A 25,731-nucleotide genomic window follows, 5' to 3' on the forward strand; every position below is an offset into this window, starting at 1 on the left:
TTTTCCCTTTTATCAAACAGGCGTTCATCGAGCTTACCCTTCCAGAGCTGCCGTGAAGGTCAGCGCATGTTGTCCGGCTTCCACTTGAATGCTGTCTTCTTGCAGGCTCACTCCCGAGCCCTCCACAGATGAAACGGCTCCCATGTCATGCAGCTTCACGGAGAATGGCTTGCCGCTGCCTTCCACCGTAAAATCAATCCGGCTGCCTGCACGTACCGCCCGCACAACAAGCTCGGTATCCCCATTCATGTTGCGAACGGTAACCGAAGCCTCGCTGCCGTCTTCCAATGCATACAAGCCAAGTTCAACTCTGTCTGCATAGTCATATTCCGGACGGTTGTCGGTTGCTCCCAAGGCGAGGAACGAGTTGCTGCGTACAAACAACGGCAGCCCGAGGAAACCGTACGTTTCCTTGCGCCAAGCTCCGCCATCCACCGTTTCTCCGGTTAACAGATGCGTCCAGCGGCCCTTCGGCAGATAGTACTTCACATCGCCGTTCTCGCTGAATACCGGTGCCACAAGCAGGGAATCTCCCAGCATATATTGACGATCCAGCATTTCAACGGCCGGGTCTTCCGGGAATTCCAGGAACATGGCGCGCATGCTTGGCACCCCTTGCTCCGATGCCTGTACGGCGGTATGAAACAGATAAGGCATCAGACGGCTCTTCAGCTTCGTGAAGAAGCGCGTAACATCCACTGCCTCCTCGTCATAAGACCACGGCACCCGGTAAGAGCTGCTGCCGTGCAGACGGCTGTGGCTGGACAGCAAGCCAAATGCCAGCCAGCGTTTGAATACATGCGCCGGAGCCGTATTTTCGAAGCCGCCGATGTCATGGCTCCAGAAGCCAAAGCCGCCGAGACCGAGGGACAAGCCGCCGCGGAGGCTCTCCGCCATCGATTCATAATCCGCATAGCAATCGCCGCCCCAGTGAACAGGAAACTGCTGTCCGCCTACGGTTGCAGAGCGTGCAAATACGGCCGCCTGATTCTTGCCGAATTTCTCCACCAGCACATCAAAGACCACTTTGTTATAGAGTTGGGTGTAGTAGTTGTGCATTTTATGCGGATCGGAGCCGTCAAAATAAACAACATCCGTCGGAATGCGTTCGCCGAAATCCGTCTTGAAGCTGTCGACACCCATATCTGCCAGCTCGCGCAGGTACCCTGCATACCACTCGCACGCGTCCGGATTCGTGAAGTCCACCAGCGCCATACCCGGCTGCCACAGATTCCACTGCCACACATCACCATTCGCTTTCTTCACGAGATAGCCCTTCTCACGGCCTTCCTCAAAGAGACGCGAGCGCTGCGCGATATACGGATTGATCCACACGCAGATTTTCAAGCCTTTTTCTTTCAAACGCTTCAGCATGCCTTCAGGATCCGGGAAAACCTCTTCATCCCATTGAAAGTCCGTCCAGTTGAGCCCCTTCATCCAGAAGCAGTCAAAATGGAACACTTCCAGCGGGATATCGCGCTCCAGCATACCGTCAACAAAGGAATTTACGGTTGCTTCGTCATATTGAGTTGTAAAAGAGGTCGAAAGCCACAATCCGAAGGTCCAAGCCGGCGGCAGTGCCGGTTTGCCTGTCAGGTTCGTGTATTTGTCCAGCACGCCTTTCGGATCCGGTCCATCAATAACAAAGTACTCCAGTGACTCGCCTGGCACGCTGAACTGCACCTTCTTCACTTTCTCCGATGCCACTTCAAAGGACACGAGGTCCGGTTGGTTGACAAACACGCCATAGCCCTTATTCGTCAGATAGAACGGAATATTTTTATAGGCCTGCTCGGAGCTTGTACCGCCATCCTGGTTCCAAATATCCACGACCTGGCCATTCTTCACAAACGAAGTGAATCGCTCGCCAAGGCCGTAAACCCACTCGCCTACGCCAAGATCCAGCTCTTCGCGCATGTAGGTCTGTCCGCCATCTTCCACGATATGTGCCATCGATTTGGCTCTGCTGCCGGTAATGCGTTCTTCTCCTCTATAGAAGTGAACCGACCATTCCGGGCCTTTCTTGATCACAACGCTCAAATTGCCGCTGCGAAGAACCGCTTCCTGATCATTCTCTTCAATGACCGTATGGTCACCTTCTTGTTTGTACAATTCGAATGCAGGTCCGCGATCTCTTACGCCTGCATAGTGAACCAGTTTTACACCAATGACGCCGGGCGCCGGAGATTGAAATTGCACGGTGATCAGCTGCGCATTAATGGTTGCTCCTCTACCCGGAATCGGGGCCGTGGAGGCATAGGCTGTCATCGTGTCTCCTTTTACTGCAAAATCATAAGCCTGAACCGCTCCCGAAACGGAATATCCTTCTCGGATAAGCCAATTGCCGTCTGTAAATTTCATTTTTTAATCCGCCTTTCTATTTGATGAAAATTGAACTTTAAGATGTAAGCGTTATAATATCATTATACTGATCTATTTCAGGCCATTCTAACAGTATTACGTTATTTTATAGCACAATCTTGATATAAGATGACATCATTCAAGCGGCTATTCATTCAAAGGAGGAATATGATGGATCAATCCTTTCGCCAATCGTTAAAAGAAAGCACCGTCCACGGAAATGAACGCTTCCCGTTTGGTGCCTACTGGCATCAATTTGCCCCCGGTAACCATGTAGTAGACTCCCATTGGCATAAGGAAGCGGAAATTTTCTACGTGATCGAAGGCGAGGTTCTGTTTCAGATCGACTCGGAATATATCCCTGTCCGGGCGGGTGAAGCGATATTTATCGATGGAGGAGACCTTCACACCGGTCATGCCCGGGGCGATCAAGGGTGCAGTTTCTGTGCGATGGTGTTCGATTTCGGCATGCTTGCAAGCAGCAGCTACGATCTTGTACAGGAAGGAATGATTGTTCCCTTTCAGGAGCGAAGAGCCACCTTTCCAAGATGGATGACATCCGAGACCGATGAGCAGCTGCTTCAGCATATAAAGGAAATGACGCTGCTGTCGAAGCACAAACCTGCTGGTTATGAGGTCGCTATTAAGGGACATCTGTTTCTCATGTTATTTCAGGCCGCATCCACTGGCCGACTGGTCAACCGGAGCCGGAGCGAAACAGCGGATATGGTGAGAACGGAACGCTTGAAGAAAGTCATTCTCTACATCCAGAATCATTATAACCGTCCCATCCGGCTGAGTGAGCTGGCTGATCTGATCCCGATGAGCGAAGGCCAGTTCTGCCGCTTCTTCAAATCCATGACCGGGCAAACGCCCGTGGATTATATGAATTCCTATCGCGTTCGCCAGGCAGCGGAACTCCTTCGTCAGCCGGACAATAAAATATCCGACATCGCACTCGATGTCGGATTTGGGCACATCAGTTATTTTGTTCGGGTCTTCCGTAAGATTATGGACTGCACGCCTTCGGAGTATCGGAAAAAACTATAATTTCGGCAGGCTCGGTATGGTCTGATTGCAATCCCCCGGAAGCGGCAGATTTCGGCATACGTACTGGCCCGCGCTGTTCTCATTTGCAGCACCTGACGGCGCTGGCTGATGAACCCGCTGTTTCCAGAGCTGCCACAGCATGAATCCATCATTTGCTCTTCCCTTATTCTTAATATAATTCACCATCGTTTCTACATTATAATAGGGCGTTGCAATATTATTCTGACCGTTCATCATGTCGGCATCGTATACCGTGCCCGGTGCGGCATTCAGTTGCAGGACGGCCCCGCCGGATCCCTCCGGTGCAATCTGCATGCCCATATTGATAGGTCCGTTGTATATCGCCTTGTACGATTCATATCCTTCACGCGGATCGTAATAAATACCGCCATCGTAGGACATCAAATTGATGAAGTTGATCTTACTGCCATGATCCTTGACTACGCGGTACATGGTACCGCCAAAAGGAGACCCCCATTGGACCTTGCCTTCTTCAAACGGCGTTCCTTTCACGTAATAAGCGCCCGTGGACCAACCGGCGATGGAAATCTGCAGATTCGCATTTCTTGCATGGATTTCATTATAGAGACTCGTAATAATGCCCGCGATTTCTCCATCCTTAGTGCAGTTGAACTGAGCGGCTGTTCCTTTGTTGCAGCTGCTGCCGCTGGATTCCCAGTCAATGTCGACGCCGGCAGCGCCAAGATCGAGAGCCAAATCCACTATGTTCTTGGCATTGAATCCGGACCACTGTGAACCTTGGCTGTATGACCAGCCTCCTACCGATAAGAATGCTTTTGTTCCGCGGGCTCTAAGAGATGCGATATTGTTACGCAGATCCTGGGACTGCTGGGCTGTAAATTTACGTTGGCCGTTCGGGGTGGTCGCCCCTTCCACAAATTCCAATCCCGCAACGGCTTGATCAAACGCGTAGGACCCTTGGGTATACGTGGTATCCGGCCTTACGAATGCAAGATTGAGATGGGTAATGTAATTGGGAATGTTGGCAGTCGTCAGATCGTAAATACTGGTGTTCCAAGAGCTCGCGTAAGCGACATACATACGGTCACCAGGCAGCGGAGGGTCTACTGGAGGATCTACTGGAGGATCCACCGGAGGATCGACGGGCGGTGTCCCGGGAGTGCAATCTCCAAGGTCCTCCCATACCCCCCATTGTCCTGTCGTTCCAGGTACCTCGCCCTGTGTCCACCATTTCGCTTTCCAGGCATGACCGTTGTAGGATACGATATTACCCCCGCCATATACGGCAGAACTGCTCCAAGCAGGCTCCGTACAAACCTCAGCGGCTTGAACTTTGTACACAGGGAACAAACTAAGTACCAGCACGGCGATGAATCCGAGAATCCATCCTCTCATCGTTCTGGACAACCTTGTCATTCATCAAACAACTCCTTCGCCAATTGATTTTGTTTATTAAAGCGGTTTCAAAGCTGGTGAAAGCTTCGTACCATACACACCTCCTAACGCATACAGATAAAATGATATGACGCACTTCAAGTGTAACTTGGTCATTTTTTGTACAACAAGGATAAGATTTACTTATTCAGGGACAAAATCCTATACCCTGGCCTATCAGCTCTTCTACGCAAAAAAGGCTGTCACACTGCGGATTACCGCGAATGAGGCAGCTCTTCAATAGAAAGCATGGTTAACCCTGACTCCGATTTAGGGTATGATGATAGCAACGTGTTATTTCTCTTATTATAGATTGATCTCTTTGTGCCGCCTTGCAAACGGACATTTCGATAGTGACTCCGTGTTATCCCGCAAAAAATATTGCTTCCATTCATAGTTATCCTCCGCCCCGTAGAACTTCAAGTCAGGGTGCGGTGGTACGGGATCATATTTGGCTAACCGCTGACGAATCAATCCCTTGGTGTGTTCTGCTTGCCTTGTTCGGGCATTGAACTGCTTCAGAACCCAACGAGGCGTAAAAGCAAGCATCATGTAGGGAAAGTATCTGCTCTGGCGAAGCTCATGTGCCGGTGTGCCGCAATAAACAAAATAAGGTTCGCCTGCAAAACAAAACTCCCACAGATGATCCGTAGGCTCCTCCGGCAGATCCGCCGGCCAAGGCTCCGTATCGTATTCGGTTGTCTGGCTTAACAGCTGCCAGAACAAGCGCTCATAATATTGGGCGCCTTCCAGGCTATCGCGCCCATGCTCCGTACAGATCATGACGACAAGTGAAGTATATGGCCCGAAGTCCCTGGAGCCGAGCCCGTACTCGCGCAGCAGAGCAGCAAGCTGTTCCGCCGCGGCCTGTGATTCACCTTGATGAATAAAGCCGTATCTAAAATGATTCAGTGCATGTCCTTGCACTGCGGGAATACAAGGGAATTTGGCGTAACGGTCCGTCATTTTCTCGGTCAGCTTGGTTATCGCTTTCCGCTGCCATTCCTCCTGTAATCCATGGACAGCATCCATATCGTCCAACCTCAATAAACCGCTCATCACGAGCCCCCCTCTTCTACAGCATATAAGAGTGGGTAAAAATAGGTGACTGTCTCGTGCGAAATGCACATGAATTTTGAAAAGCGTTTCCCAAAAGCTTGAACTTTCTGATATCTTTAGTAGAGAAGAAATTAAAATGACCAGGCTTATGCCTTAATTACCATAGAGAGGATTCTTTCACATTATGTCTAAACCCCTGTTAACAGATCAGATTCAAACTGCCAAACCCGCCAAAAAACCGAGGCCTTCCGCTCCACCTGTGCGCATCTTTGCGCTGGGGGGGCTTGGCGAAATCGGCAAGAACATGTACGGTGTGGAATTCAAAAATGAGATTATTATCATCGATGCCGGGCTGAAATTCCCGGATGCCGAAATGAGTGGCGTCGATTATATTATTCCGGACATTCGTTATTTACTGGATAACAAACATAAAGTAAAGGGTATGTTCCTGACCCATGGACATGAAGATCATATTGGGGCTATTCCCTATGTGCTTCGTCAAATCCAAATGCCGATCTATGGCGGGGCACTGACCATCGGCCTGGTTCGTGCGAAGCTGGAGGAGCATCGGCTGCTGGATCAGAGTGATCTGCGCATATTCCATGAAGACGAAACGATTTCATTCCGTCATCTTTCCGTTCATTTCTTTAGAACCACCCACAGCATTCCGGATGCCTTCGGGATCGTTGTGGAAACCCCGTACGGGCCGATCGTACATACCGGAGACTTTAAATTTGACTTTACGCCGGAGGACAAGCCTGCCAATCTGCATAAAATTCTGCATATCGGCGCGCGTGGCGTCCTGGCCCTGATGGCTGACAGTACCAATAGCGAGCGGGACGGGTTTACCCCTTCTGAACGCACCGTCGGCGATTCCATTCTGCGTCTGTTCCGGGAATGTCCCGGACGGATCCTGTTTGCCACCTTTGCTTCGAACGTTCATCGTCTGCAACAGGTTGTTGAAGCTGCCATCCGAACAGGCCGCAAAATCGCCATCGTCGGCCGCAGCATGGAGAAGGTATTTGTGATTGGTCAGGAGCTTGGATATATTCGCGTGCCGGACGGCATGATGATTGATGTGAAAGCCGTTAATCGTTATCGCGATGACCAGGTGCTGATTATTTGTACAGGCAGTCAGGGCGAGCCAAATGCGGCACTGACACGCATCGCTTCAGGTGCCCATCGTTCGATCCAGATTCATCCGGAGGATACTGTTATTTTCTCGTCTTCGCCGATTCCTGGGAATACCCAGAACGTCAATCGCAGCATCGATCTCTTGATGCGGGCAGGAGCAGAAGTTAAATACGGCTCCATTCTCGATATCCACACTTCGGGTCACGGCTGCCGCGAGGATTTGAAGCTTATGATCAGCAGCTTGCGTCCCAAGTATTTTGTGCCGATCCACGGGGAATACCGGATGATGCTCAATCATCGTCACCTCGCCGTGCAGGTTGGGGTTGCCGACAGCAATGTTTATTTGATGAACATTGGGAATACGCTGTCCCTATTCCGCAACTATGCGCGTAAAGGCCGGAACATCCCCTCCGGAGACGTCTACATCAACAATGGAGAGCTGCGTACCCATGAGAAGGAGTTGCTTGAGGAACGAGTACAGCTCGCTCACGATGGCGTTGTCATCGTCGCCATCACCATCAATCGCGAGACGCGCAAGCTGCTCTCCGGGCCGGAGCTGATTACCCGTGGGTTTGTATATATGCAGGACTCCAAGCCTCTTCTACGCAGAGCTGAAGCGATGCTGCGCAAGCAGCTGAACAAAGCCGGTGAACAGCGCGAATACAACCGGGCTGCCTGGGAACAGATGACAAACAACACACTCAACCGTTATTTTAAAAGGGAACTGGGCCGCAGCCCGTACATTATGCCTTCCATTATGGAAGTATAAGGCTCTGGTCACTCTGAGCCTTAACCGTATCTCAACATAAAAAGGGTGGATCCAAGGTCATTTGAACCTTCGGATCCACCCTTTCTTCAGACATCAGAAAGTATACACTTCTAAGCATGTCCTTCCTGATATCGCAAGAATAAAATCATCTAAACGCGGTCTTCAGCCTTAGTCCGCAAGCTCCAGCCCTTTCGTTTCCTTGCCAAGTACGAGTACGCCGAGCGCACCGATCAGGATAGTCACGAAAAACATCACGAAAATGAATTCGATCCGGGTACCATTTTGCTTCAACACCCCGACGAGCAGCGGTGCAATAACGCCGCCGATCCGTCCAAACGACGTTGCTAGCCCAACCCCCGTTGAACGAACCTTCGTCGGATAGAGTTCCGGACTGTAGGCATATAAACCTCCCCATGCTCCCAGATTGAAGAATGACAAAGAAATGCCTGCTGCTAGCAGCGAACCTTCCGTGTTGGCGTAACCAAACCAGATGGCGCTAAAGGCCGTAAGCACCAAATAGGTAACGAGAACGAATTTCCGCCCGAACTTTTCTATAAAGTACGCGGCCGTAAAATAACCCGGCAGCTGGGCAAGCGTCATGATCAACACATACTGAAAGCTTCGGACCAGACTGAACCCTTTATCGACCATGACGGTCGGAAGCCACAGGAACATGCCGTAATACGAGAATACGACCGTAAACCATAGCACCCACAGCATAATGCTCGTACGCCGATGTTCAACCGACCAGACCGAAGCCACTCGCTGCCCAAAGGTCAGCTTAGGGGCAGCCTTAGCTTTCTGCTCAAGATATCTTGGCGAATCCTCGATGGCACGCCGCAAATAAAGCGCATAAAAAGCAGGCAGAGCTCCAATAACAAAAGCAGCCCGCCATCCGTAATCCGGGATGACAAAGTAAGCGATGAGTGCGGATAGTATCCAGCCTGCCGCCCAGAAGCTTTCCAACAGCACAACCGCTCTTCCCCGTTCATGAACCGGCATGCTTTCTGATACCAGCGTGGATGCAACGGGAAGCTCTCCGCCAAGTCCGAAGCCGGCAATAAAGCGCATCAAACACAGCATGATAAAGCCGGTAGCCAGTGCGGAAAGACCGCTCGCGATCGAGAATATGAGCAGCGTCCATAGCAGAATATTTTTCCGTCCATATTTATCAGCCAAGAATCCAGCCATGGCCGCGCCGAATACCATTCCGATCGATGTGGTACTTGTCAGAATCCCTACCTGCTGCGAGCTCAGCGACCATTCAGCTGCCAATGCCGCGACAACAAACGAAATCATTCCAACATCCATCGCATCAAACATCCAGCTGGCACCCGCACTCATCAGCAGCTTGCGCCGCTTCGGCTCTTTTAACAATTGCATATTGCCCATGTTGGCCGCCCCCTCTCCTATATCTTTCTATAATGTAGAGCGAACCATACGCCTGGTCAAGCTAGATTATGCTGAGCGGCAGAATTACCTTGATGGTCGTTCCCTCGTGAAGCTTGCTGGATACATGAACCTGCCCCTTGTGATCCTCGATCATTTTTTTGCTGATCATGAAGCCCAGGCCATTGCCTTTCTCCTTCGTGGTGAAGAACGGTTCCCCGAGACGAGAGAGGATTGCTTCCGGAATCCCGCAGCCATTATCCGTAAAATGGATGGCCACAGTATGGTCATCGCTTCTCTCCAGCCGAATGGTTAACTCCCCGCCACCCGGCATGGATTCCACGGCATTTTTAATAAAATTGATGAACACCTGCTTCAGATGATTCACATCACCCTCGACATTGGCCTCTCGCTCTCCGAAATCCTTTATAATCTCGACGTTATGTATGATGGCCTGCGTATTTAATAGAGTAATCACTTGGTCCAGGAGCTGCCGGATATCGGTACGCTCGAATTTCACACTTTGCGGCTTCGCCAAAAACAGAAGCTCACTTACGATCAGCTCAATCCTTTCGATCTCCGAGGAGATAATATCGAAATATTGATCCTTCCGGCCAGCGCCGGAGCGAATGAGCTGCACGAACCCTTTGATGGAAGTCATGGGGTTACGAATTTCATGGGCGATCCCTGCCGCAAGTTGACCGGCCATGGACAGCTTATCGGACTGGATCAGCCGCTCCTCTTCTTGATAGGCGGCCTTTTTCATATCGGTAATATCCGTAAAATGCGCTACGTAGCCAAGTGTTCTTCCTTCCCTGCTACGAGCTGTGCTTAGCATACAAGATACCCATCTGATATCGCCTTGTTTATGTATCAGTCTCTTCTCCAATTGCAAAGAAGCGGTCTTACCCGACATTAGCTTCTCCATCCTATCTTTGTCCTTATTCACATCTTCCGGATAAATCCAATCGTAATAGGGATGGTGCAGACACTCTTCCGCCTCATACCCCAGCATGACGCAAGCAGCGGGATTAATTTTGATAATACTCCCCTCTGAATCGATGAATACGGTTCCAATCGGCGCTACTTCAATCGCTTGGACCATAAAATCATAGCTGAGACGTTCACTATTCATCATCGTTTGGAGATCCTCCTGTCTTTCATTGTTCAATCGTTTTACATATTTCGAGATATCGGTTTGCTTCTCCTTTCCTCTCGCCTGTTGAAAAATATAAATAAAGCAAACCAAAGGATAATTTGGACATGGGGCGAATATATTGTGATGAGGTTTCTAATTTTTGGTGGCAATTCCAGCGCTATTCTATTAAAACTGAGAGAAAATGGTTTTTTTTGACTTGAACGCTATGGCTTTTTCGTTTATTGTGAAAGAAAGCAAGTCATTTACAATTGCTAGTCGTTAGGACCGTTAACAAAGGAGTTTGCGAGTATGTACACGGAACAAGATATTTGGATTGTGCTTACAGGCACGGGCACCTGGTTCAGCAGAATGATCCAATATTTCACGAAGGCCCCACTCAACCATGCATCCATCGCGTTTGATTCCGAATTACGCGAAGTGTACAGCTTTGGGCGAAAGAAGGCGAACAACCCGTTTGACGGCGGTTTAGTTCGCGAGAATCTACGCGACCCCTTCTTCTACACTTCAGAATGTGCGGTATATCGTTTCCGCGTTAGTAATGAAGACTATCAACGCATGCACAACCTTGTCAAAGAGATGATGCGTGATCAGGACCGCTACAAATATAATCTGCTAGGGCTGCTGGGTATATTGTTTCGGATTCATATTGATCGTGACGATGCTTTCTTCTGCTCCCACTTTGTTGCTACGGTGCTGGAGCAAGCAGGCCTACGGCCTGTGAACAAGCCTTGTCATCTTGTAACGCCGGAGGATTTCTCCCATTCATCACAGTTGAATGAAGTCTACCGTGGACCTCTCCACGGGTATCTTGCTCAAGACATGACATCCCCGCTATCCCCATCACCGACGTTTACTCCTGTGACAACGAAAGGCCGAGGCAAGTTCTTCAGATTCGGAAAAACGGGTTAATACTGAAATATGTAGTTATCATATAAATATGTTTCTCTGATACCTTGAAAAAAAGCAGCCGGGCTCTCACCCGGCTGCTTTTTTGTATGTTCCTCGCGGGGGTAACCCCCCGCGTCATGTTTAGCATTAAGCGGATGGAGTCTGGTCCGACGTCTGCTCCAGCACCGTCTTTTCGACCACAGCGGGGCTAGATTCGATAGTAGATTCAGCCAGCTTTTCCTGCTCCATTTTCTTACGCTTGCGTTTGCGGTTAAAGTACACACCGATCAACAGAAGCGGAACGGCAATAAGCGCAATATATAACGATACATCCTTAACCATACCTTCTGCCGCGTTACCGTACAGGTAAAACAAGGTACCTACCACATAAAACTTGGTAGCTCTGCCTATAGCGGCATAAGCAAGAAGTCTCCATAACGGGAAGTTCAAGCACCCCGATAGAATCGTGAACACCTTAAAGGGTACCGGCGTGAAGGAACCAATCAATATGGCGGCCTCGCCGTTTTTCTGAAACATGTTCGTAGCAGAGTCAATCCACTCTTTTTTCAAAATCTTGTATAGTACCGACTTCCCAAGCAGCTTTCCGATTAAATAACCCAGCGGCGTCCCCAGCAAGCACCCGATAAAGCCATACGTTGCAAGCCACAGCGCATTCTGCGGATGCATGATGCTTAGCGAAACCTGCAGAAAAAAGGCGGGAACCGGAAAAATTACAGCATCAGCAAACGAATGAATAAACAATCCCCATGGACCAAACTTGATCAAAAAATCCAAAATGTCCTGAAACATGTCTCAACCCCTAAACATTTTCTTCCTGTTTCTATCAGACCCTGTATAAAGTATAGCACATAATTATACTGGAAAGGACCTAAGCCGCCCTATCCCTCCCCAAAAAACGCGTAAAACGAAGCATGCCTTTGCTCCTATACACTATATGCAGCGAGTTCAACTAACAACAAAAAAACCTTTCTTCTTGGAAGAAAGGTTTGGCGTCACTCTCTGCAAGCCGAATTCCATGCATGAATAAGCTTGCAAAAAAATGTATTTTGTTTAATTTGCAGATAAACTGCGATGCGCGGAATGTCTTGTCGGACCTACGAATTCATTCAGCGGGAAGCCATTGGAGATGGCTTGGGTAATGAATGCCTTCGCTTGCTGTACCGACTCGCGAACGGTCAAGCCTTTAGCAAGATTAGCTGTAATGGAAGCGGATGACGTGCAGCCCGCGCCATGGGTGTACTTCGTTACGATGGTATCAGCCTCGAACCATTCAAAGCTGTTTCCGTCATAGAGCAGGTCCATCGCTTTGCCTTCGCGGATCTTGCCTCTGTCTTTAATCAGCACATTCTTCGCGCCGCGCTCATGAATAATGGCCGCAGCCTCCTGCATTTGATCCAGTGTTGTAATCGGGCCGGACTTAGCCAGTTGGGACGCCTCGAACAGATTTGGCGTTACCAGATCGGCGCGCGGGAGAAGGAACTCCAGCATCGCTTCCGTATTTTCCGGCTGCAGCACTTCATCCGTGCCTTTGCAGACCATCACCGGATCGATGACAATTCGTTCCAGATTATAGCGGTCGATATACTGGGACACAAGCTCGATGATCTCTACGGATCCGAGCATGCCGGTCTTCATGGCGTCGATGCCAATGCCCTCGAGGACGGTTTTCAGCTGCGTTTCTACAATATCTAGCGCCACCGGGAAAACCTGATGGTCCCATGTCTTTGGTTCCATGCAGACAATCGTGGTCAGTGCGGTCATACCGTATACGTCAAATTCCTGAAACGTCTTCAGGTCAGCCTGGATGCCAGCGCCGCCACTCGTATCGGAGCCCGCTACTGTTAGTGCTTTTCGTATCGTCATGTTCCATGTTCCCTTCGCTTGTAAAATGATTACTCTATTATAAGAAAAACTGGGATTGGCGTCTATTCATTGATCGCGTATTCGCAGATGTCGAATCGTAGTCTATTCAAAGACGAATTCTGAGAGCTGATGCAACACTCCGCATGCGGATTGTCCTCCGATCGCTGTTGCCCCCAGATTTCCTTCGAATCACGATTTATATCGTTGGAATCCGGGGGCAAAGGCGACCACTTTCGTTTCTACAGAACAATTCCGCCTGCTCCGTTGGAGCATTTCTTTTAAGCCATGAATAGAGTTTTATAGCTTATACCGTCCGACGGCTCCATAGGGAGCGTTAGCCCCTACGGAGTCGCATCTTATTGTTCCGTCAGAATCACTGGGCCATCCTTTGTGATGGCGAGCGTATGCTCATACTGCGCGGACCATTTGCCATCTACCGTTCTCGCGGTCCATCCGTCTGAATCGATCTTGCATTGATATGTGCCGAGATTCAGCATCGGTTCAATGGTGATGACCATGCCCTCTTTAAGTCGTGTCCCGCGATTAGGTGGGCCGTAATGGGGTACTTGCGGCTCCTCATGCATATTTTCACCGATGGCATGCCCCACGAAGTGGCGGACGACCGATAAATTTTGGGATTCCGCATAGGTTTGAATCGCATGGGAGATGTCTCCGATTCGATTGCCGATCACCGCTTGCTCAATGCCGAGATACAGGGATTTCTTCGTTACATCCAGCAGATGCTGCGCTTCCTCGGACACGTTTCCGACCGGATAGGACCAAGCAGAATCGGCGAGCCAGCCATCATACTTCACCACCATATCAATGGTAACGATATCCCCGTCCTTCAATGGCTCATGGCTCGGAAAACCATGGCAAATTACGTCATTAACCGATGCGCAGGTGGCAAAGGGATATCCGTGATACCCCTTCTGCTCCGGTGTCGCGCCGCGCTCTGCCAGAAACCGCTCGACAAATTGATCAATCTCCAGTGTTGTCACGCCCGGTTTGATCATCTTGGCAATCTGCCGGTGGCATTCGGCGAGAATGTCCCCCGCTTTATTCATCTTGGCGATTTGTTCTTGTGTTTTGAGAATTATCAATCCTGCTCACTCCTTCTCATATGGTTGTTATCTCCTATTCAAATCAAAAAGCCTTAGCTGACCGAAGATTCTTGAAGACAGGCACCTGCCTCTCCTCACTCCCCGGCCAATAAGGCTAATTCACAATCACAAGGTGTATCTGCTTTTTCTTCTTGTCTTGTATCCAAAAAAAGAAAAGCGAAAAGCGCCCTACCTCATCTTATTCTACTCCTAAGCCAAGGGAACCTCAATCATTTCCGTTAGGAATGTCTTCCTTCTGTTTATACGCGGGCGGGCACGGGAACGGTAGCGTATGCTTGCTGTATCCTCGGAGGCAGCTTCAGCTCGGCTGTAACCCAGAAAGTCATATGACTCTCCAAAACCATAAACAGAATCAGGGCAGGCAGCATTTTATCTAACTTCGAACTTCATTTATTCAATGACAATCGTTTCTCCTCGTATCATAAATTATAATGTAAGGTTGCGCAGAAACGATAATTTTACACGCGAGATCACAATTCCTCTCTTTTTTCCTATGTTCATTATTCGCCGTCCATGCCCCCGATATTCGTGAGGCCGGGTTCCGGCAGCGTCAGAGCAAGGGCAACGGCAGCCAAAATCACTTCAACCGCAACCGCAATATCGCAAGCTCTACCATACATACGTATCAAAAGACCAAAGGAAACAAAAAAACTTTACCCCGACAATCGGCGATAAAGTTTCAACTCGGAAATAGGTTACAGGAGTAAACATTTTACATTCCCTTTATATTTCTCTTTTCTTCCTCCAAAAATAAAGCCATACCCCCGCTGCCAGCAGCACTACTGCAACTCCCCCCAAGACGGGCTTCAGTAAGAATGGAGATTGCCCTGAATTCTGACCTTCACCTGAAGGCACGCCCTCGGCAAACGTATCGGGCCCTGATCCCCGAGCAGATGCATCTTCCGGAAGGTATCCATCTCCAAGCTCGGTTAACTCTTTGCCTGCGCTGGAGAGGAGCTTCGTACCATCACACATCCCTGTTCTCAGCTGACCCGATTCTACAGATGCGAACACCAGGAATTCGCTCCCTACGGCAAATTGATCATAACCGCAGCTGGCTGATGACATAGCTGTTGTAAGCTCCGTCATTCCGGCCAATTCGCCCTTCCATACTTCCGTTACCTCTAACATAACATGAACCGGATCTGCGGATGACATCACCAGCTTCGGCTTCGGGCCAACCAGCTTGGTCACTTTGCCTGCAAATATCGCTGCACTCCGTTCCAAGCTCTCCTCAACCGTAGGCGGTCCTGCACAAGAACAGGCAAATACGTTGGCTGGTTTGACCGTGTACAGACTCACGAGCAGCAGCAAGCAGCTAAGCAGGATCATAACCATGGATTTTCTCATCAATGAATCACCTCAAACCTAAGACGGCCCCCTCCCCCAAAATGTTCCAGATGTATCAATATATGCACCGATCTGAGAACCGACCTCCACAAAACGTGGTGAGGCGGCGCTAGACGGCGGTCGATTTAAAGGGGAGAGTCCATCCAGCAAGAGGCTTCATCGACATTCGCTATTTACTGGCGATGATCAGATAATGACGCTCTGTAGGATACTCGATGCCTTCCACATGCAGCCCAGCTTGCTCCAACAAAACCTTCATCACATGCGGATCAACCCGGTTCGGACGGGGAACCCGCTTCTCAGCCGGATCCTCTTGCCACTCCAAACACAAGCATCGTCCTCCTGGTCGCAGCACTCTTGCCATCTGGCGGATGGACTCCTCCAATTGATCGGTGATATGAAGGATCAGGGAAGCGATGACTCGATCCACACCTTCATCCTGGAGGGGAAGCTTTTCCAACATGCCTTCCATCACCTTAATATTCGTGAGTCCCTGTTCCTGTGCACGCCCCCGCATCATGTCCAGCATGGCTGGCTCGGTATCCAGCGCGTAAACCGTGCCTGTCGTTAACTCGGCTGCCGGTATGGAAAAATAGCCGGTACCTGCCCCAATGTCAAGGACATCCACCCCGCCGCTCACTTGGAGCTTCTCTAGCAGCGAAGATGCCGGTAACTCCTTCTTCCTTTCGGGACTTTCCAATCGGTCTATGAGTGACGGATCAAAGCTCTCTTTCATGGTATCGCTCTCCTCCTCGCATGATTGCATTTTTGCTTATACGTACTAATATGAACCCAGTGAGGGAGAACTCCCCTCATCGGTTTACCATACCTTTGATAGGAAACGATGTAAACCGGTTCGTTGCCTTATATCACTATATCGATCCTTATATCATAGTACTGATAAGATTAATGCAGGTTGGAACCATTATATATAATAAATGGCCGCAACAGACACCCTGAATTATGATAATCAGGCTAAAAAGGGCATCCCCACGATCATAATGACCATGAAGTTGCCCCAATTTGTACAATTAGTCACGCTTATCCTCAATCAGCACCTGCTCAGCCAGAAAATCCACAAGATGAACGGCCTCTACGCCATTTTGTTTACCGGCACGCTCGATCCCCCACTTCATCTGCAGCAGGCATCCCGGGTTCGAAGTCACGATGACCTTGGCTCCGGTAGCCTCCACATGTTCCATCTTGTGATCCAGAAGCGTGGTCGACATTTCCGTCTGGGTCAAATTATAAATGCCGGCGGAACCGCAGCATACCTCGGCCCCCTGAAGCTCGCACATCTGTACAGCCGGAAGCAGCTCCATCAGTTGGCGCGGCTCGCCTTGTACTCTCATCACATTGCGCAAGTGGCAAGAGTCCTGATAGGTGACGGTTATGGCCCCGTTCTGCGGATTTTCCGCCTGAATCGGCGTAAGCGGCCGACCGAGGCTGTGCAGCAGCTCGGAGATGTCCTTCACCTGATCTGCAAAACGAATCGCCGCTTGCTGAAGCCGCTCATCCGGTTCTGCATGCATCAGATGATCGTATTCCTTCAGTAGTGCTCCACAGCCTCCTGCATTGCTTGCAATGTAATCCACGTCCGCTTCCCCGAAAGCCCATATGTTCTGACCGGCCAACTGCTTGGCATCGCCCATCTCACCAGCATGCGCATGCAGCGCTCCGCAGCATACCTGCTCCTCCGGAATGACAATCTCGAACCCGGCCTGCCGCAGCAGCCGTACGGTGTTCATGTTCGTGGATGCAAACATGACATCCATAATGCAGCCACGGAACATCCCGACCCGGCCAACCTTAGCCCCAGCCGCAGGGATAACCATTAGCCTTGAACCGCTGTCTGTCGTCTCGCGGCGGTAGGGCAAGCCAGCCTTGCTCCACAGCTCTTCCAGGCCGTCGCCCGTTACGGGAGGCAGCGCCTTCTCCAGCTGTTGGAGATGGTCGGGAAACAGCTTCATGGCTCCGGAACTGCGCGCAAACTTTTGAAGGCCGGATTTCTGGTAGAACGAAAGCGTCTTGCCGATCAGCTTCAGTCTTCCGCGATGCGGGAATATCCCTTGCAGGAACGTCTTACGGACGACTCGTACCGGCAGCGAATAAGGCTTCTCGGCCGCAATCGCCGCCCGGGTCTGCTCGATCAGCTGGCCATATTTCACATCGGAAGGACAAGCAGGCTCACAGGCTCTGCAGCCCAGACATAGATCCATCTGGCTCCGAAAGCTCTCATCCGGCTCCATCAAACCATCCACAACCGCTTTCATAAGCGCAATCCGCCCGCGGGGGGAGGCAGCTTCGAGCCCTGTCTCGAGGAAGGTCGGACAGGCGGTCTGGCAAAACCCGCAGCGCATACAATTCGTCAATTGATCCTCATCCAGCGTCAGCTTTAGCGATTGTGCAAGCTTCTCATGGGTTGAACTCATGCGCGTTCGCCTCCTCTCACGATGTTTCGATCTTCTGATCCTGATCCGAAGCTGAGTCCCGTTCTGCCAGCTCTGTCCGCTCCTGGAAAACAATTCGCTTCCGGGTTTCCGCAAACAACTTGCCGGGATTCATGATCTGGTGCGGATCAATCGCATCCTTAATGGATTTCATCATCTTGATGCCGGCTTGGCCCACCTTCCATTCCAGGTAAGGAGCCTTCACGATACCGACGCCATGCTCACCGGTAATGGTGCCCCCCATGGCAATCGCCACCTCAAAGATTTCGGCGAATGCCTGCTCCACGCGGTGAATCTCTTCCGGGTCACGGGCATCCGTCATCGCGGTCGGATGCAGATTGCCATCCCCGGCATGGCCGAATGTGCAAATCTGCACGTCGTATTTCTGGGCGATACGCTGAACTTCAAGCACCATGTCCGCAATTTTCGAACGCGGAACCGTCGCGTCCTCCAAGATCGTGGTCGGCCGCAATCGGGATAGCGCGGCAAGCGCGCTCCGTCTCGCCTCCATTACCTTCGCACCCTCCTCTGGTGTCTTGGCGATGTTGAGCTGAACCGCGCCAGAAGCGAGACATATCTCCTCCAGGTTCTTTAGATCCCGCTCCACATCATCGACATTGCCGTCCTGCTCGATCGCCAGCATCGCTTTGGCGTGAACCGGCAGTCCGATTTTGGCAAATTCCTCAACCACCTGGAGGGTCGGCTGATCCATGAATTCCAAGGTACACGGGAAAATATGATTCGCTATAATATTCGAAACCGTTCGGGCCGCCGCGTTAAGATCGTCGTAGACGGCAACCATCGCCTTCCTGTATGAAGGCTTAGGAATCAACTTAACCGTGGCCTCGGTCAGAATGGCTAGCGTACCGCCTGATCCTACCAACAGTCGGGTCAAATCATACCCTGCCGCATCCTTCACCAGCTTGCCGCCCGTGCACAGGATGCTGCCATCCGGCAATACGGCTTCCAGGCCAAGGACGTAATCCTTGGTCGTTCCATACTTCAAGCCGCGCAGCCCGCCAGCTCCCAGAGCGATATTACCGCCCATCGTGCAGATGATCATGCTGCTTGGATCCGGAGGATAGAACAGCCCTGTCTGTTCAACCGCCAGATGAAACTGCTTTGTATTCAAACCGGTCTGGAAGGTCGCGGTCAGGTTATCGGCATCGATCTCCAGCAGCTTATTCATTCGGGTCATGACCACAATCAGACCGCCCTGAAGCGGAATGGTCCCTCCGCACAGATTGCTGCCAGCTCCCCGCGTAATAACGGGTATGCGGTGTTTTGAGCAAATTTTAACGATGTCGGATACTTCCTGCGTGCTTCCAGGAAAGATAACTCCGTCCGGCATCGCTTGATATAGCGGCGTAGCATCATAACTGTAAGAGACGAGACTTTCCGGATCGTCCTTGAACCACTTCCCGCCAACCACGGCGGCCAGCTGCTCGCGAATAACAGATTCCAGCACGTTGTTTCCCCCTCCCCTATACGGGTTTGACTACAACAAATAATAATCACTTTACTTATCTAATCGCTGTTTAACATTATCTATCCACCATCGCTTGGCATTACCGTCCCGCGGTCTTTAATGAACGGTTATGCTCGGGTTTATGTTCGGACTAAGCACAGGTTTATGAACGGTTTATGCTTCCTCCGCTATGGCAGGGCCAGCTTCCCCATAACGGTTGGGCGATCGGCTCCCGTCGCCGCAGGCAAATTGTTAGGAACACCGAGCATGAAGTCATTGCCTAAGAGTCCAAAAATGACGGCTTCTTTGGCATCGTCATCAAAGCCCAGCGCCTTGGAGGTCATGACTTTCTGTTCCGGCAGCAGCTCGCTTAACATGGAGAGCAGCGTCTTGTTGTGGGCTCCTCCGCCGGTCACGATCACTTCATCGATCTTGTAACGAGGAAACACGTATCTCACATAGCTGTCCGCAATAGTATGGGCGGTAAACGCCGTAGCCGTTGCCATCACGTCCTCATCCGAAAGCTTCCTGAGCCTGGCTTGTTCCAGAAATGAAACCGCATAATTATGACCAAACCATTCTCTTCCCGTTGATTTGGGCGGCTCGGCGTGAAAATAAGGATGCTCCATCATCTCGCTTAACAAGGCCTGATCCGGCTTGCCTCGGGCAGCCCATGTTCCGCTGTCGTCATACGAAAGCTGCCCTCCGGACAGCATATGGACTACAGCATCCATGATCATATTGCCGGGCCCGGTATCAAAGGCCAGCACATCCGCAGGATCCGCCCCTGCGGGCAGCGCCGAGCAATTGCCGATCCCGCCGATGTTCTGCAGCAGCCTTCCCCGCTGCGGGTGCCGAAACAGGATCAAATCTCCGTAAGGAGCAAACGGAGCCCCTTGCCCCCCAACCGCCATATCTGCGGGACGGAAGTCTCCTACCGTAAGTTTGCCGGTGTGCTTGGCGATAACGGATATATCACCGATCTGTAGAGTCGAAGCGACAGCATAGGGATCACCTTGTTCAGGTACAGGCTGATGCCAGATCGTCTGTCCATGTGAGCTTACCAAATCCACCTCATCGATTCGCATGCCGGCATCGGCGACCACTTCCAGGACTGCCGCCCCGAACTGATACCCCAGGTATGCATTCATACTGCATACAGCAGCGCTATTGGAATTCTCTTCACTGCACAAATTGCGCAGCCGCTGACGGAGCTCCGGTTCGTATGGCTTGCTATAGTAATGCAGCAATTCAACCGATGCCTCGAGGCCGCTTCCGTGTATGCGGACGATGGCCGCATCGATGCCGTCAAGCGAAGTGCCCGACATCAGGCCGACCACAACGGTCGGCCCTCCATCCTTCCATGGTGAGAACATCATACTTTACGCCTCCCCATACAGCAGGTAAGGAGCCCGCATCATTCTCCACCGCTCCGCATCCTTGCCCCATTCGGCAACAATGCGCTGGAGTCCGGCTTCTTCGTGGATGTGCCGCCGGACATCTTCGCTGCCCGTCAGTAAATCAATAAAATACCGGTTGCGTCCCTCCGGTGGGGTAAGCCACTGGAACTGATCCGGGTACATTCGGCTGACCAGGTGCAACACCACAAGCCCTGTACGCACAGCTTCCACTTTTGCCGAATTCGTTACAAACAACATCACCCCGCCGCAGCCTTCGCCCTGATGCTTCGAGAAGGTGGGCGTCATGTACATGGAATGGGCAAACACACCTGGCAGTCCGTACGCGTTGAATGCCTTCGCCAACTCTTCTCCATTGACCCATGGAGCACCGATCCATTCAAACGGCCGGGTCGTCCCCCTGCCTTCCGAAAGATTGGTCCCTTCGAAGAAGCAGGTCCCGCTGTACAGCCGCACCGTATCCATCGTAGGAATGTTCGGGGAAGGCGGTACCCACGGAAGACCCGTGTCGGTATAAACCATGTCGCGCGTCCATCCTTCGAGCCGAATCACATCCAGATCACATCCGGTCCCCCGCAAGTCATTGGCCATGCGCGCAAATTCGCCAATGGTCATCCCGGTGCTAATCGGAATCTGCCATCCTCCCACCATGGATTCATATCCCGGCTGCAGCAAGCCGCCTTCACAGCGCTCACCGCCAAGCGGATTCGGCCGGTCCAGGACAAGCAAGCTCTTGCCTTGCTCAGCGCATGCCTCCATGACATAGAGCAGCGTGGTCAAATACGTGTAGAAACGGACACCGATGTCTTGAATATCGAAGATGACCGTGTCCACGTTCTTCAGCATGTCGGCATCCGGTTTACGCCGCGAACCATACAGGCTGTACACCGGCACGCCGAATACCGGGTCCACTTCATCATCGACGTGCTTGCCTGCCTGCAGCTGACCTCGCAGCCCATGCTCGCAAGCAAACAAAGCCGTCAATTCGGACTCGGGTAGGCCTGCAATCACCTCGATAGATGAACGAAAATCCGACGTAAGCCCCGTCGGATTCGTGATGACGCCAAGGCGACGACCCGTGATTTTCTCATGCTTGATGTTCGGCAGCATATCAATTCCGCTCCGCACGTTGCTTCTCATCATATGCTTACACCTCTCGCTTCCGAGGCTACCACACCGTCTTCCACCGGTTTGGCCTCTTCCGGATTCAGTACATTATACGTAACCTTGTGCTGGTATATAGCCCACATACCGTTAAACAAAAATCCAAAGCCAACGACCGTAACCATCAGCGGAATCGCAACGCAGAAGGCTTGAAAGCATGCGCCCAGTGTATAGGCCGGAAACTTCAGGAACAGCTTGACACTGTGGGCCATGGCCTTGAAGATGCCCATCCCTTCCTGAATGACAAGCTGAAAGGTGTAGAATTGGGAGATGAGCGCCATGACAACAAAATAAGTTTGGAACACGCCAATCGCAAGATAGCCGATCCCCTCTTTGCCTCCGTAATACCACCAGGTGGACCATAGAATCAATGTCATCACCACGAAGAAGAAGCCCATGACGACGGCGGGTCCAAGCCCTTTAAGCGCACCTTGAAACACGTCTTTCAGCCTGGACTTGCCCCGCTCCGTTTTGCGGTGATAGGCATAACAAACACCATAGAACAGCGGCATATACAGAACCGGCAGCAGCACCAGCGCTACCCACAGCGGCACAAACATAACCACCGTTACGAGCACCAGCGAGGTAATCATGCTGTATAAGGCCACCGCCGTAATCTCACGGTAAATCTCAACCCCGGTCTTCTTCAACACATCATTCAGCTTGCGCATAGCTTTCCTCTCCTCTTCGTCGTTGTTTACCAATCGATACGCTGTTCCGTCTCAGGATCGAAGAAATGCACCTTATCGAAATTGAAAATGAAGGTTTTGTCCATGCCCGGATAACCCGTCGTTTCCGGGTGAACCTTCGCGGTAACGGTCCGGTTTCCTATGCGGAAGTACACCAGGTTCTCAGAACCGAGATGTTCAACGACCTGAACCTTGGTGGAATATTTGTAATCCAGATTGGTTGTGCCTGGCATATCCTCGCCGGTAATATGCTCGGGGCGAACCCCCAGAATAAGATGCTCATTGTCGTATTTACTCAGCGCACCCGCCATCGCGTCCGGAATGGTGAATACCCCGCCTTCCATCCGGAGGACATTTCCTTCCTTCTGCACATCGATAAAGTTCATCGGCGGGGAACCGATAAAGCCGGCTACGAACATGTTCTGCGGTTTCGCATACAGCTCAGTTGGTGATGCGATCTGCTGGATAATGCCGTTGTTCATCACGACGATCCGCTCACCAAGCGTCATCGCTTCAACCTGATCATGCGTTACATATACAATGGTGGCTTCCAGTCGCTTGTGCAGCTCGGACAGCTCTACCCGCATCTGCACGCGAAGCTTCGCATCCAGGTTCGACAGCGGCTCGTCAAAGAGGAACACCTGCGGGTCGCGCACGATGGCCCGCCCAACCGCCACACGTTGACGCTGTCCACCGGACAGCTCGCGCGGCTTCCTGTCAATCATCGACTCCAGGCCGAGAATGGATGCTGCCTGCGCTACTTTTTGCTCAATATAAGCCTTGGGCTTCTTCAAGTTCTTCAAGCCGAAGGAAAGATTCTCGCGAATCGTCATATGCGGATACAGCGCATAATCCTGAAACACCATGGCGATATCCCGGTCTTTCGGATGAAGATTGTTCACCACCCGGTCGCCGATGACGATATCGCCGGACGTCTGACGCTCAAGGCCTGCAATCATGCGCAGCGAGGTGGTTTTGCCGCAGCCGGAAGGACCGACAAATACCACGAACTCTTTATCATTGATCACAAAGTCCGACCCCCCTACAGCGGTAAAGGTCCCTTTGTTGTCGTCTACAAATTCTTTTCGTATATTACGGAATTCTACGCGTGCCATAACTTTGCCTCCTTCTAGCCTTTAACGGCTCCAATGGTGATGCCTTGCAGGAAATAGCGCTGAAGCGAGAAGAACAGGATCATCATCGGCAGTGCCGCGACGGTTGCTCCAGCCATAAGTGCGCCGAAATCGGTCGTGTCCGCATAAACGAAGGAAGCCAGACCGACTTGAATGGTCCTCATTTCCGTCGAATTTGTCACGAGGAAGGGCCAGAAGAAATCGTTCCAGGATGCAACGAACGTGAAAATCGCCAGCACGGCAAGACCCGGTTTAGCCATCGGAAGAATAACTTTCCAGAAGATGCCGAATTCCCCGCAAGCGTCGATACGCGCTGCATGAATCAGAGAGGTAGGCAGTGATGACATGTACTGCTTCATCAAGAAAATATTGCCCACGCTTACAATGCCGGGAAGAAGAATAGCCGTGTATGTATTCCCGAGATCAAATACGTCAATCATCAAAATATAGAGCGGAATCAGCGTCACTTGCGCCGGGATCATCATCGTGCTGAGCAAAACCCAAAATACCGCTTTGTTCCCTGGGAACTTCAGCTTCGCAAAGGCATATCCTGCGAGTGAGGCCAGGAATACGTTGGTCACCGTCAGGATGGACGAGATCAATAAGGAGTTAAAGAGCCATCTCATGACGTTGGTTTTGCCAAAAAAACGCTCGTACGGGGCCACGGAAAATACGTCCGGAATCATTTTCGGGATAAACGAAGCCGCTGATTTGGTGTCCTGCACAGAGCCAATCAACATCCAGTACATCGGAATGATCGTCAGAACGCTCCATACCACCAAGATGACCGAAGCCACAATCAGCATGATCAATTTTGATCTTGATTTCATAGGTGCACCCCCTTTTAGCTTCAGAAATATGCATTAATACTCCACGTCGGACGAGAAGTATTTGAACTGAATGATGGAAATGACAATAATCAATGCGGCTAATACAAAAGATTGCGCTGCTGCGAGTCCAAATTCATAGAAGTTGAAGGCGGTGCTGTAAATCAGGTAGGCGATGGTTGTCGTCGCGAAGTTCGGACCGCCCTGCGTCATCAGATACACCGAGATAAATACCTGGAAGGACGTAATGACACCCGTCACCAGCAGATACAACGTGGTTGGTTTCATCAGCGGCCACGTAATGCGCCAGAATTTGGACCAACCGCTTGCATGGTCAATATCCGCAGCTTCATAGAGCGATTTGGGAATTCCGCCCATGGCAGCCAAATACAGAATAATGCCCGCACCATGAGAACCGAGCCAGTTCATCAAGATGAGCGAAAAGAGTGCGGTGTTCGATTTGCCGAGCCATATGACCGGGTCAAATCCGAACAAACCAATGAAGCGATTCAGCAGCCCCGCATGGGTCGGATCGTAAATCGCGAGCCATACGACCGAGATGGTGACGCCGGAAGCAACGGCCGGCAAATACATCGTAGCCTTGAAGAACGTCTGCCATTTATTCTTCATCTGAAAAATAAAAAAGGATAATGCATACGTGATGACAATGTTAACCGGAACGGTACCGATCGTAAATAAAACCGTATTCCTCATGGATTTCCAGAACACTTCATCCTGTACCATCCGTGTGTAATTGTCCGTTCCGATCCATTCGGAGCCCATCACGCTATATTCCTGAAAGCTCATCAGAAAGGCGGAGGCGACCGGGTAAAGCGTAAATATCAAGAACAACAGTACGGGAGCCAAAATGAATAAATACGCCCATCCATATTCGCGTAGATAACCCTTCATTGGGGGACGCGAGGGCCGGGTTTGCGCCGGGGCAGTCTGCATTTGATTTCCTCCTTTGCGCACAGGTGAAGTATTTTCATGAAGCCT

General features: G+C 51.1%; 21 protein-coding genes. 3 read left to right on the top strand and 18 right to left on the bottom strand.

Features of this window, described 5'->3' with window-relative positions:
- Nucleotides 1–33: 33 nt before the first annotated feature.
- Complete coding sequence (yicI, locus tag AB4124_RS24800; protein WP_441974515.1) at nucleotides 34–2,361, bottom strand: alpha-xylosidase; 2,328 nt, start codon at nucleotides 2,359–2,361, stop codon at nucleotides 34–36.
- 171 nt (nucleotides 2,362–2,532) lie between these two features.
- Between yicI and AB4124_RS24805 the strand changes: the two genes are divergently transcribed.
- Nucleotides 2,533–3,411, top strand: a complete 879-nt coding sequence (locus AB4124_RS24805) for an AraC family transcriptional regulator (protein WP_441974516.1) — start codon at nucleotides 2,533–2,535, stop codon at nucleotides 3,409–3,411.
- On the opposite strand, the gene AB4124_RS24810 is transcribed toward AB4124_RS24805, so the two are convergent.
- Together AB4124_RS24810 and AB4124_RS24815 are read right to left on the bottom strand one after the other, a co-directional pair.
- Complete coding sequence (locus AB4124_RS24810) at nucleotides 3,406–4,809, bottom strand: glycosyl hydrolase family 18 protein (protein WP_441974517.1); 1,404 nt, start codon at nucleotides 4,807–4,809, stop codon at nucleotides 3,406–3,408. The two genes, AB4124_RS24805 and AB4124_RS24810, sit on opposite strands and share 6 nt — an antisense overlap.
- Before the next feature lie 324 nt (nucleotides 4,810–5,133).
- Complete coding sequence (locus AB4124_RS24815) at nucleotides 5,134–5,886, bottom strand: YqcI/YcgG family protein (protein ID WP_430200571.1); 753 nt, start codon at nucleotides 5,884–5,886, stop codon at nucleotides 5,134–5,136.
- Nucleotides 5,887–6,070: 184 nt separating this feature from the next.
- Here AB4124_RS24815 and rnjA point away from each other — a divergent pair, with 184 nt between their 5' ends.
- On the top strand, nucleotides 6,071–7,789 hold the full coding sequence (gene rnjA, locus AB4124_RS24820) for a ribonuclease J1 (RefSeq protein WP_339268188.1): 1,719 nt from the start codon (nucleotides 6,071–6,073) through the stop codon (nucleotides 7,787–7,789).
- A gap of 168 nt (nucleotides 7,790–7,957) precedes the next feature.
- On the opposite strand, the gene AB4124_RS24825 is transcribed toward rnjA, so the two are convergent.
- Both AB4124_RS24825 and AB4124_RS24830 read right to left on the bottom strand, forming a co-directional pair.
- The gene (locus AB4124_RS24825; RefSeq protein ID WP_076325349.1) at nucleotides 7,958–9,181 is read right to left on the bottom strand and encodes an MFS transporter; all 1,224 of its coding nucleotides are present in this window, start codon (nucleotides 9,179–9,181) and stop codon (nucleotides 7,958–7,960) included.
- 61 nt (nucleotides 9,182–9,242) lie between these two features.
- Nucleotides 9,243–10,316, bottom strand: a complete 1,074-nt coding sequence (locus AB4124_RS24830; RefSeq protein ID WP_441974518.1) for an ATP-binding protein — start codon at nucleotides 10,314–10,316, stop codon at nucleotides 9,243–9,245.
- A 309-nt stretch (nucleotides 10,317–10,625) separates the two neighbouring features.
- On the opposite strand from AB4124_RS24830, the gene AB4124_RS24835 reads away from it, so the two are divergent.
- On the top strand, nucleotides 10,626–11,246 hold the full coding sequence (locus tag AB4124_RS24835) for a hypothetical protein (RefSeq protein ID WP_098749017.1): 621 nt from the start codon (nucleotides 10,626–10,628) through the stop codon (nucleotides 11,244–11,246).
- A gap of 126 nt (nucleotides 11,247–11,372) precedes the next feature.
- Here AB4124_RS24835 and AB4124_RS24840 read toward each other — a convergent pair whose 3' ends face one another.
- The 13 genes from AB4124_RS24840 to AB4124_RS24900 all read right to left on the bottom strand — a co-directional run bounded on the left by AB4124_RS24840 (nucleotide 11,373) and on the right by AB4124_RS24900 (nucleotide 25,686).
- Nucleotides 11,373–12,035, bottom strand: a complete 663-nt coding sequence (locus AB4124_RS24840) for a YqaA family protein (RefSeq protein ID WP_076325346.1) — start codon at nucleotides 12,033–12,035, stop codon at nucleotides 11,373–11,375.
- Nucleotides 12,036–12,296: 261 nt separating this feature from the next.
- Nucleotides 12,297–13,109 carry a pyridoxine/pyridoxal/pyridoxamine kinase gene (gene pdxK, locus AB4124_RS24845; protein WP_076325345.1) on the bottom strand — a complete coding sequence of 271 codons (813 nt, stop codon included), beginning with the start codon at nucleotides 13,107–13,109 and terminating at the stop codon, nucleotides 12,297–12,299.
- Nucleotides 13,110–13,465: 356 nt separating this feature from the next.
- Nucleotides 13,466–14,212 (bottom strand): type I methionyl aminopeptidase, encoded by a 747-nt coding sequence (gene map, locus AB4124_RS24850; protein ID WP_076325344.1) that lies wholly within the window; start codon nucleotides 14,210–14,212, stop codon nucleotides 13,466–13,468.
- 744 nt (nucleotides 14,213–14,956) lie between these two features.
- Complete coding sequence (locus AB4124_RS24855) at nucleotides 14,957–15,583, bottom strand: hypothetical protein (RefSeq protein ID WP_441974519.1); 627 nt, start codon at nucleotides 15,581–15,583, stop codon at nucleotides 14,957–14,959.
- 169 nt (nucleotides 15,584–15,752) lie between these two features.
- Nucleotides 15,753–16,319, bottom strand: coding sequence for a class I SAM-dependent methyltransferase (locus tag AB4124_RS24860; RefSeq protein WP_430109644.1), 567 nt, complete (start codon nucleotides 16,317–16,319; stop codon nucleotides 15,753–15,755).
- A 295-nt stretch (nucleotides 16,320–16,614) separates the two neighbouring features.
- A complete protein-coding gene (locus AB4124_RS24865) occupies nucleotides 16,615–18,015 on the bottom strand; it encodes a (Fe-S)-binding protein (RefSeq protein ID WP_076325341.1) in 1,401 nt (466 codons plus the stop codon).
- A gap of 16 nt (nucleotides 18,016–18,031) precedes the next feature.
- Nucleotides 18,032–19,501 (bottom strand): FAD-linked oxidase C-terminal domain-containing protein, encoded by a 1,470-nt coding sequence (locus tag AB4124_RS24870; RefSeq protein ID WP_441974520.1) that lies wholly within the window; start codon nucleotides 19,499–19,501, stop codon nucleotides 18,032–18,034.
- 188 nt (nucleotides 19,502–19,689) lie between these two features.
- Nucleotides 19,690–20,880 (bottom strand): anhydro-N-acetylmuramic acid kinase, encoded by a 1,191-nt coding sequence (locus tag AB4124_RS24875; RefSeq protein ID WP_441974521.1) that lies wholly within the window; start codon nucleotides 20,878–20,880, stop codon nucleotides 19,690–19,692.
- A gap of 3 nt (nucleotides 20,881–20,883) precedes the next feature.
- The gene (locus tag AB4124_RS24880) at nucleotides 20,884–22,062 is read right to left on the bottom strand and encodes a DUF1343 domain-containing protein (RefSeq protein ID WP_441974522.1); all 1,179 of its coding nucleotides are present in this window, start codon (nucleotides 22,060–22,062) and stop codon (nucleotides 20,884–20,886) included.
- Complete coding sequence (locus tag AB4124_RS24885; protein WP_430109630.1) at nucleotides 22,059–22,754, bottom strand: hypothetical protein; 696 nt, start codon at nucleotides 22,752–22,754, stop codon at nucleotides 22,059–22,061. The genes AB4124_RS24880 and AB4124_RS24885 overlap by 4 nt, the downstream gene beginning before the upstream one ends.
- 26 nt (nucleotides 22,755–22,780) lie before the next feature.
- Nucleotides 22,781–23,887 carry an ABC transporter ATP-binding protein gene (locus AB4124_RS24890; protein ID WP_441974523.1) on the bottom strand — a complete coding sequence of 369 codons (1,107 nt, stop codon included), beginning with the start codon at nucleotides 23,885–23,887 and terminating at the stop codon, nucleotides 22,781–22,783.
- Between the two features lie 14 nt (nucleotides 23,888–23,901).
- Nucleotides 23,902–24,735 (bottom strand): carbohydrate ABC transporter permease, encoded by an 834-nt coding sequence (locus AB4124_RS24895; protein WP_076325335.1) that lies wholly within the window; start codon nucleotides 24,733–24,735, stop codon nucleotides 23,902–23,904.
- Between the two features lie 33 nt (nucleotides 24,736–24,768).
- A complete protein-coding gene (locus AB4124_RS24900; protein ID WP_098749028.1) occupies nucleotides 24,769–25,686 on the bottom strand; it encodes a carbohydrate ABC transporter permease in 918 nt (305 codons plus the stop codon).
- Between the last annotated feature and the right edge of the window lie 45 nt (nucleotides 25,687–25,731).

Origin of the sequence: Paenibacillus sp. 2KB_20, from assembly GCF_052115765.1 — a bacterium.
Taxonomy (GTDB): Bacteria; Bacillota; Bacilli; order Paenibacillales; family Paenibacillaceae; genus Paenibacillus_AQ.

Coding starts and splice junctions, on each gene's coding strand:
- AB4124_RS24835 (WP_098749017.1), top strand. CDS start 10,626: ATGTACACGGAACAAGATATTTGGATTGTGCTTACAGGCACGGGCACC.
- yicI (WP_441974515.1), bottom strand. CDS start 2,361: ATGAAATTTACAGACGGCAATTGGCTTATCCGAGAAGGATATTCCGTT.
- pdxK (WP_076325345.1), bottom strand. CDS start 13,109: ATGACGATACGAAAAGCACTAACAGTAGCGGGCTCCGATACGAGTGGC.
- AB4124_RS24825 (WP_076325349.1), bottom strand. CDS start 9,181: ATGGGCAATATGCAATTGTTAAAAGAGCCGAAGCGGCGCAAGCTGCTG.
- AB4124_RS24840 (WP_076325346.1), bottom strand. CDS start 12,035: ATGTTTCAGGACATTTTGGATTTTTTGATCAAGTTTGGTCCATGGGGA.
- rnjA (WP_339268188.1), top strand. CDS start 6,071: ATGTCTAAACCCCTGTTAACAGATCAGATTCAAACTGCCAAACCCGCC.
- AB4124_RS24810 (WP_441974517.1), bottom strand. CDS start 4,809: ATGACAAGGTTGTCCAGAACGATGAGAGGATGGATTCTCGGATTCATC.
- AB4124_RS24830 (WP_441974518.1), bottom strand. CDS start 10,316: ATGATGAATAGTGAACGTCTCAGCTATGATTTTATGGTCCAAGCGATT.
- AB4124_RS24875 (WP_441974521.1), bottom strand. CDS start 20,880: ATGATGTTCTCACCATGGAAGGATGGAGGGCCGACCGTTGTGGTCGGC.
- AB4124_RS24890 (WP_441974523.1), bottom strand. CDS start 23,887: ATGGCACGCGTAGAATTCCGTAATATACGAAAAGAATTTGTAGACGAC.
- AB4124_RS24865 (WP_076325341.1), bottom strand. CDS start 18,015: ATGAGTTCAACCCATGAGAAGCTTGCACAATCGCTAAAGCTGACGCTG.
- AB4124_RS24900 (WP_098749028.1), bottom strand. CDS start 25,686: ATGCAGACTGCCCCGGCGCAAACCCGGCCCTCGCGTCCCCCAATGAAG.
- AB4124_RS24855 (WP_441974519.1), bottom strand. CDS start 15,583: ATGAGAAAATCCATGGTTATGATCCTGCTTAGCTGCTTGCTGCTGCTC.
- AB4124_RS24880 (WP_441974522.1), bottom strand. CDS start 22,062: ATGATGAGAAGCAACGTGCGGAGCGGAATTGATATGCTGCCGAACATC.
- AB4124_RS24885 (WP_430109630.1), bottom strand. CDS start 22,754: ATGCGCAAGCTGAATGATGTGTTGAAGAAGACCGGGGTTGAGATTTAC.
- AB4124_RS24895 (WP_076325335.1), bottom strand. CDS start 24,735: ATGAAATCAAGATCAAAATTGATCATGCTGATTGTGGCTTCGGTCATC.
- AB4124_RS24805 (WP_441974516.1), top strand. CDS start 2,533: ATGGATCAATCCTTTCGCCAATCGTTAAAAGAAAGCACCGTCCACGGA.
- AB4124_RS24860 (WP_430109644.1), bottom strand. CDS start 16,319: ATGAAAGAGAGCTTTGATCCGTCACTCATAGACCGATTGGAAAGTCCC.
- AB4124_RS24815 (WP_430200571.1), bottom strand. CDS start 5,886: ATGAGCGGTTTATTGAGGTTGGACGATATGGATGCTGTCCATGGATTA.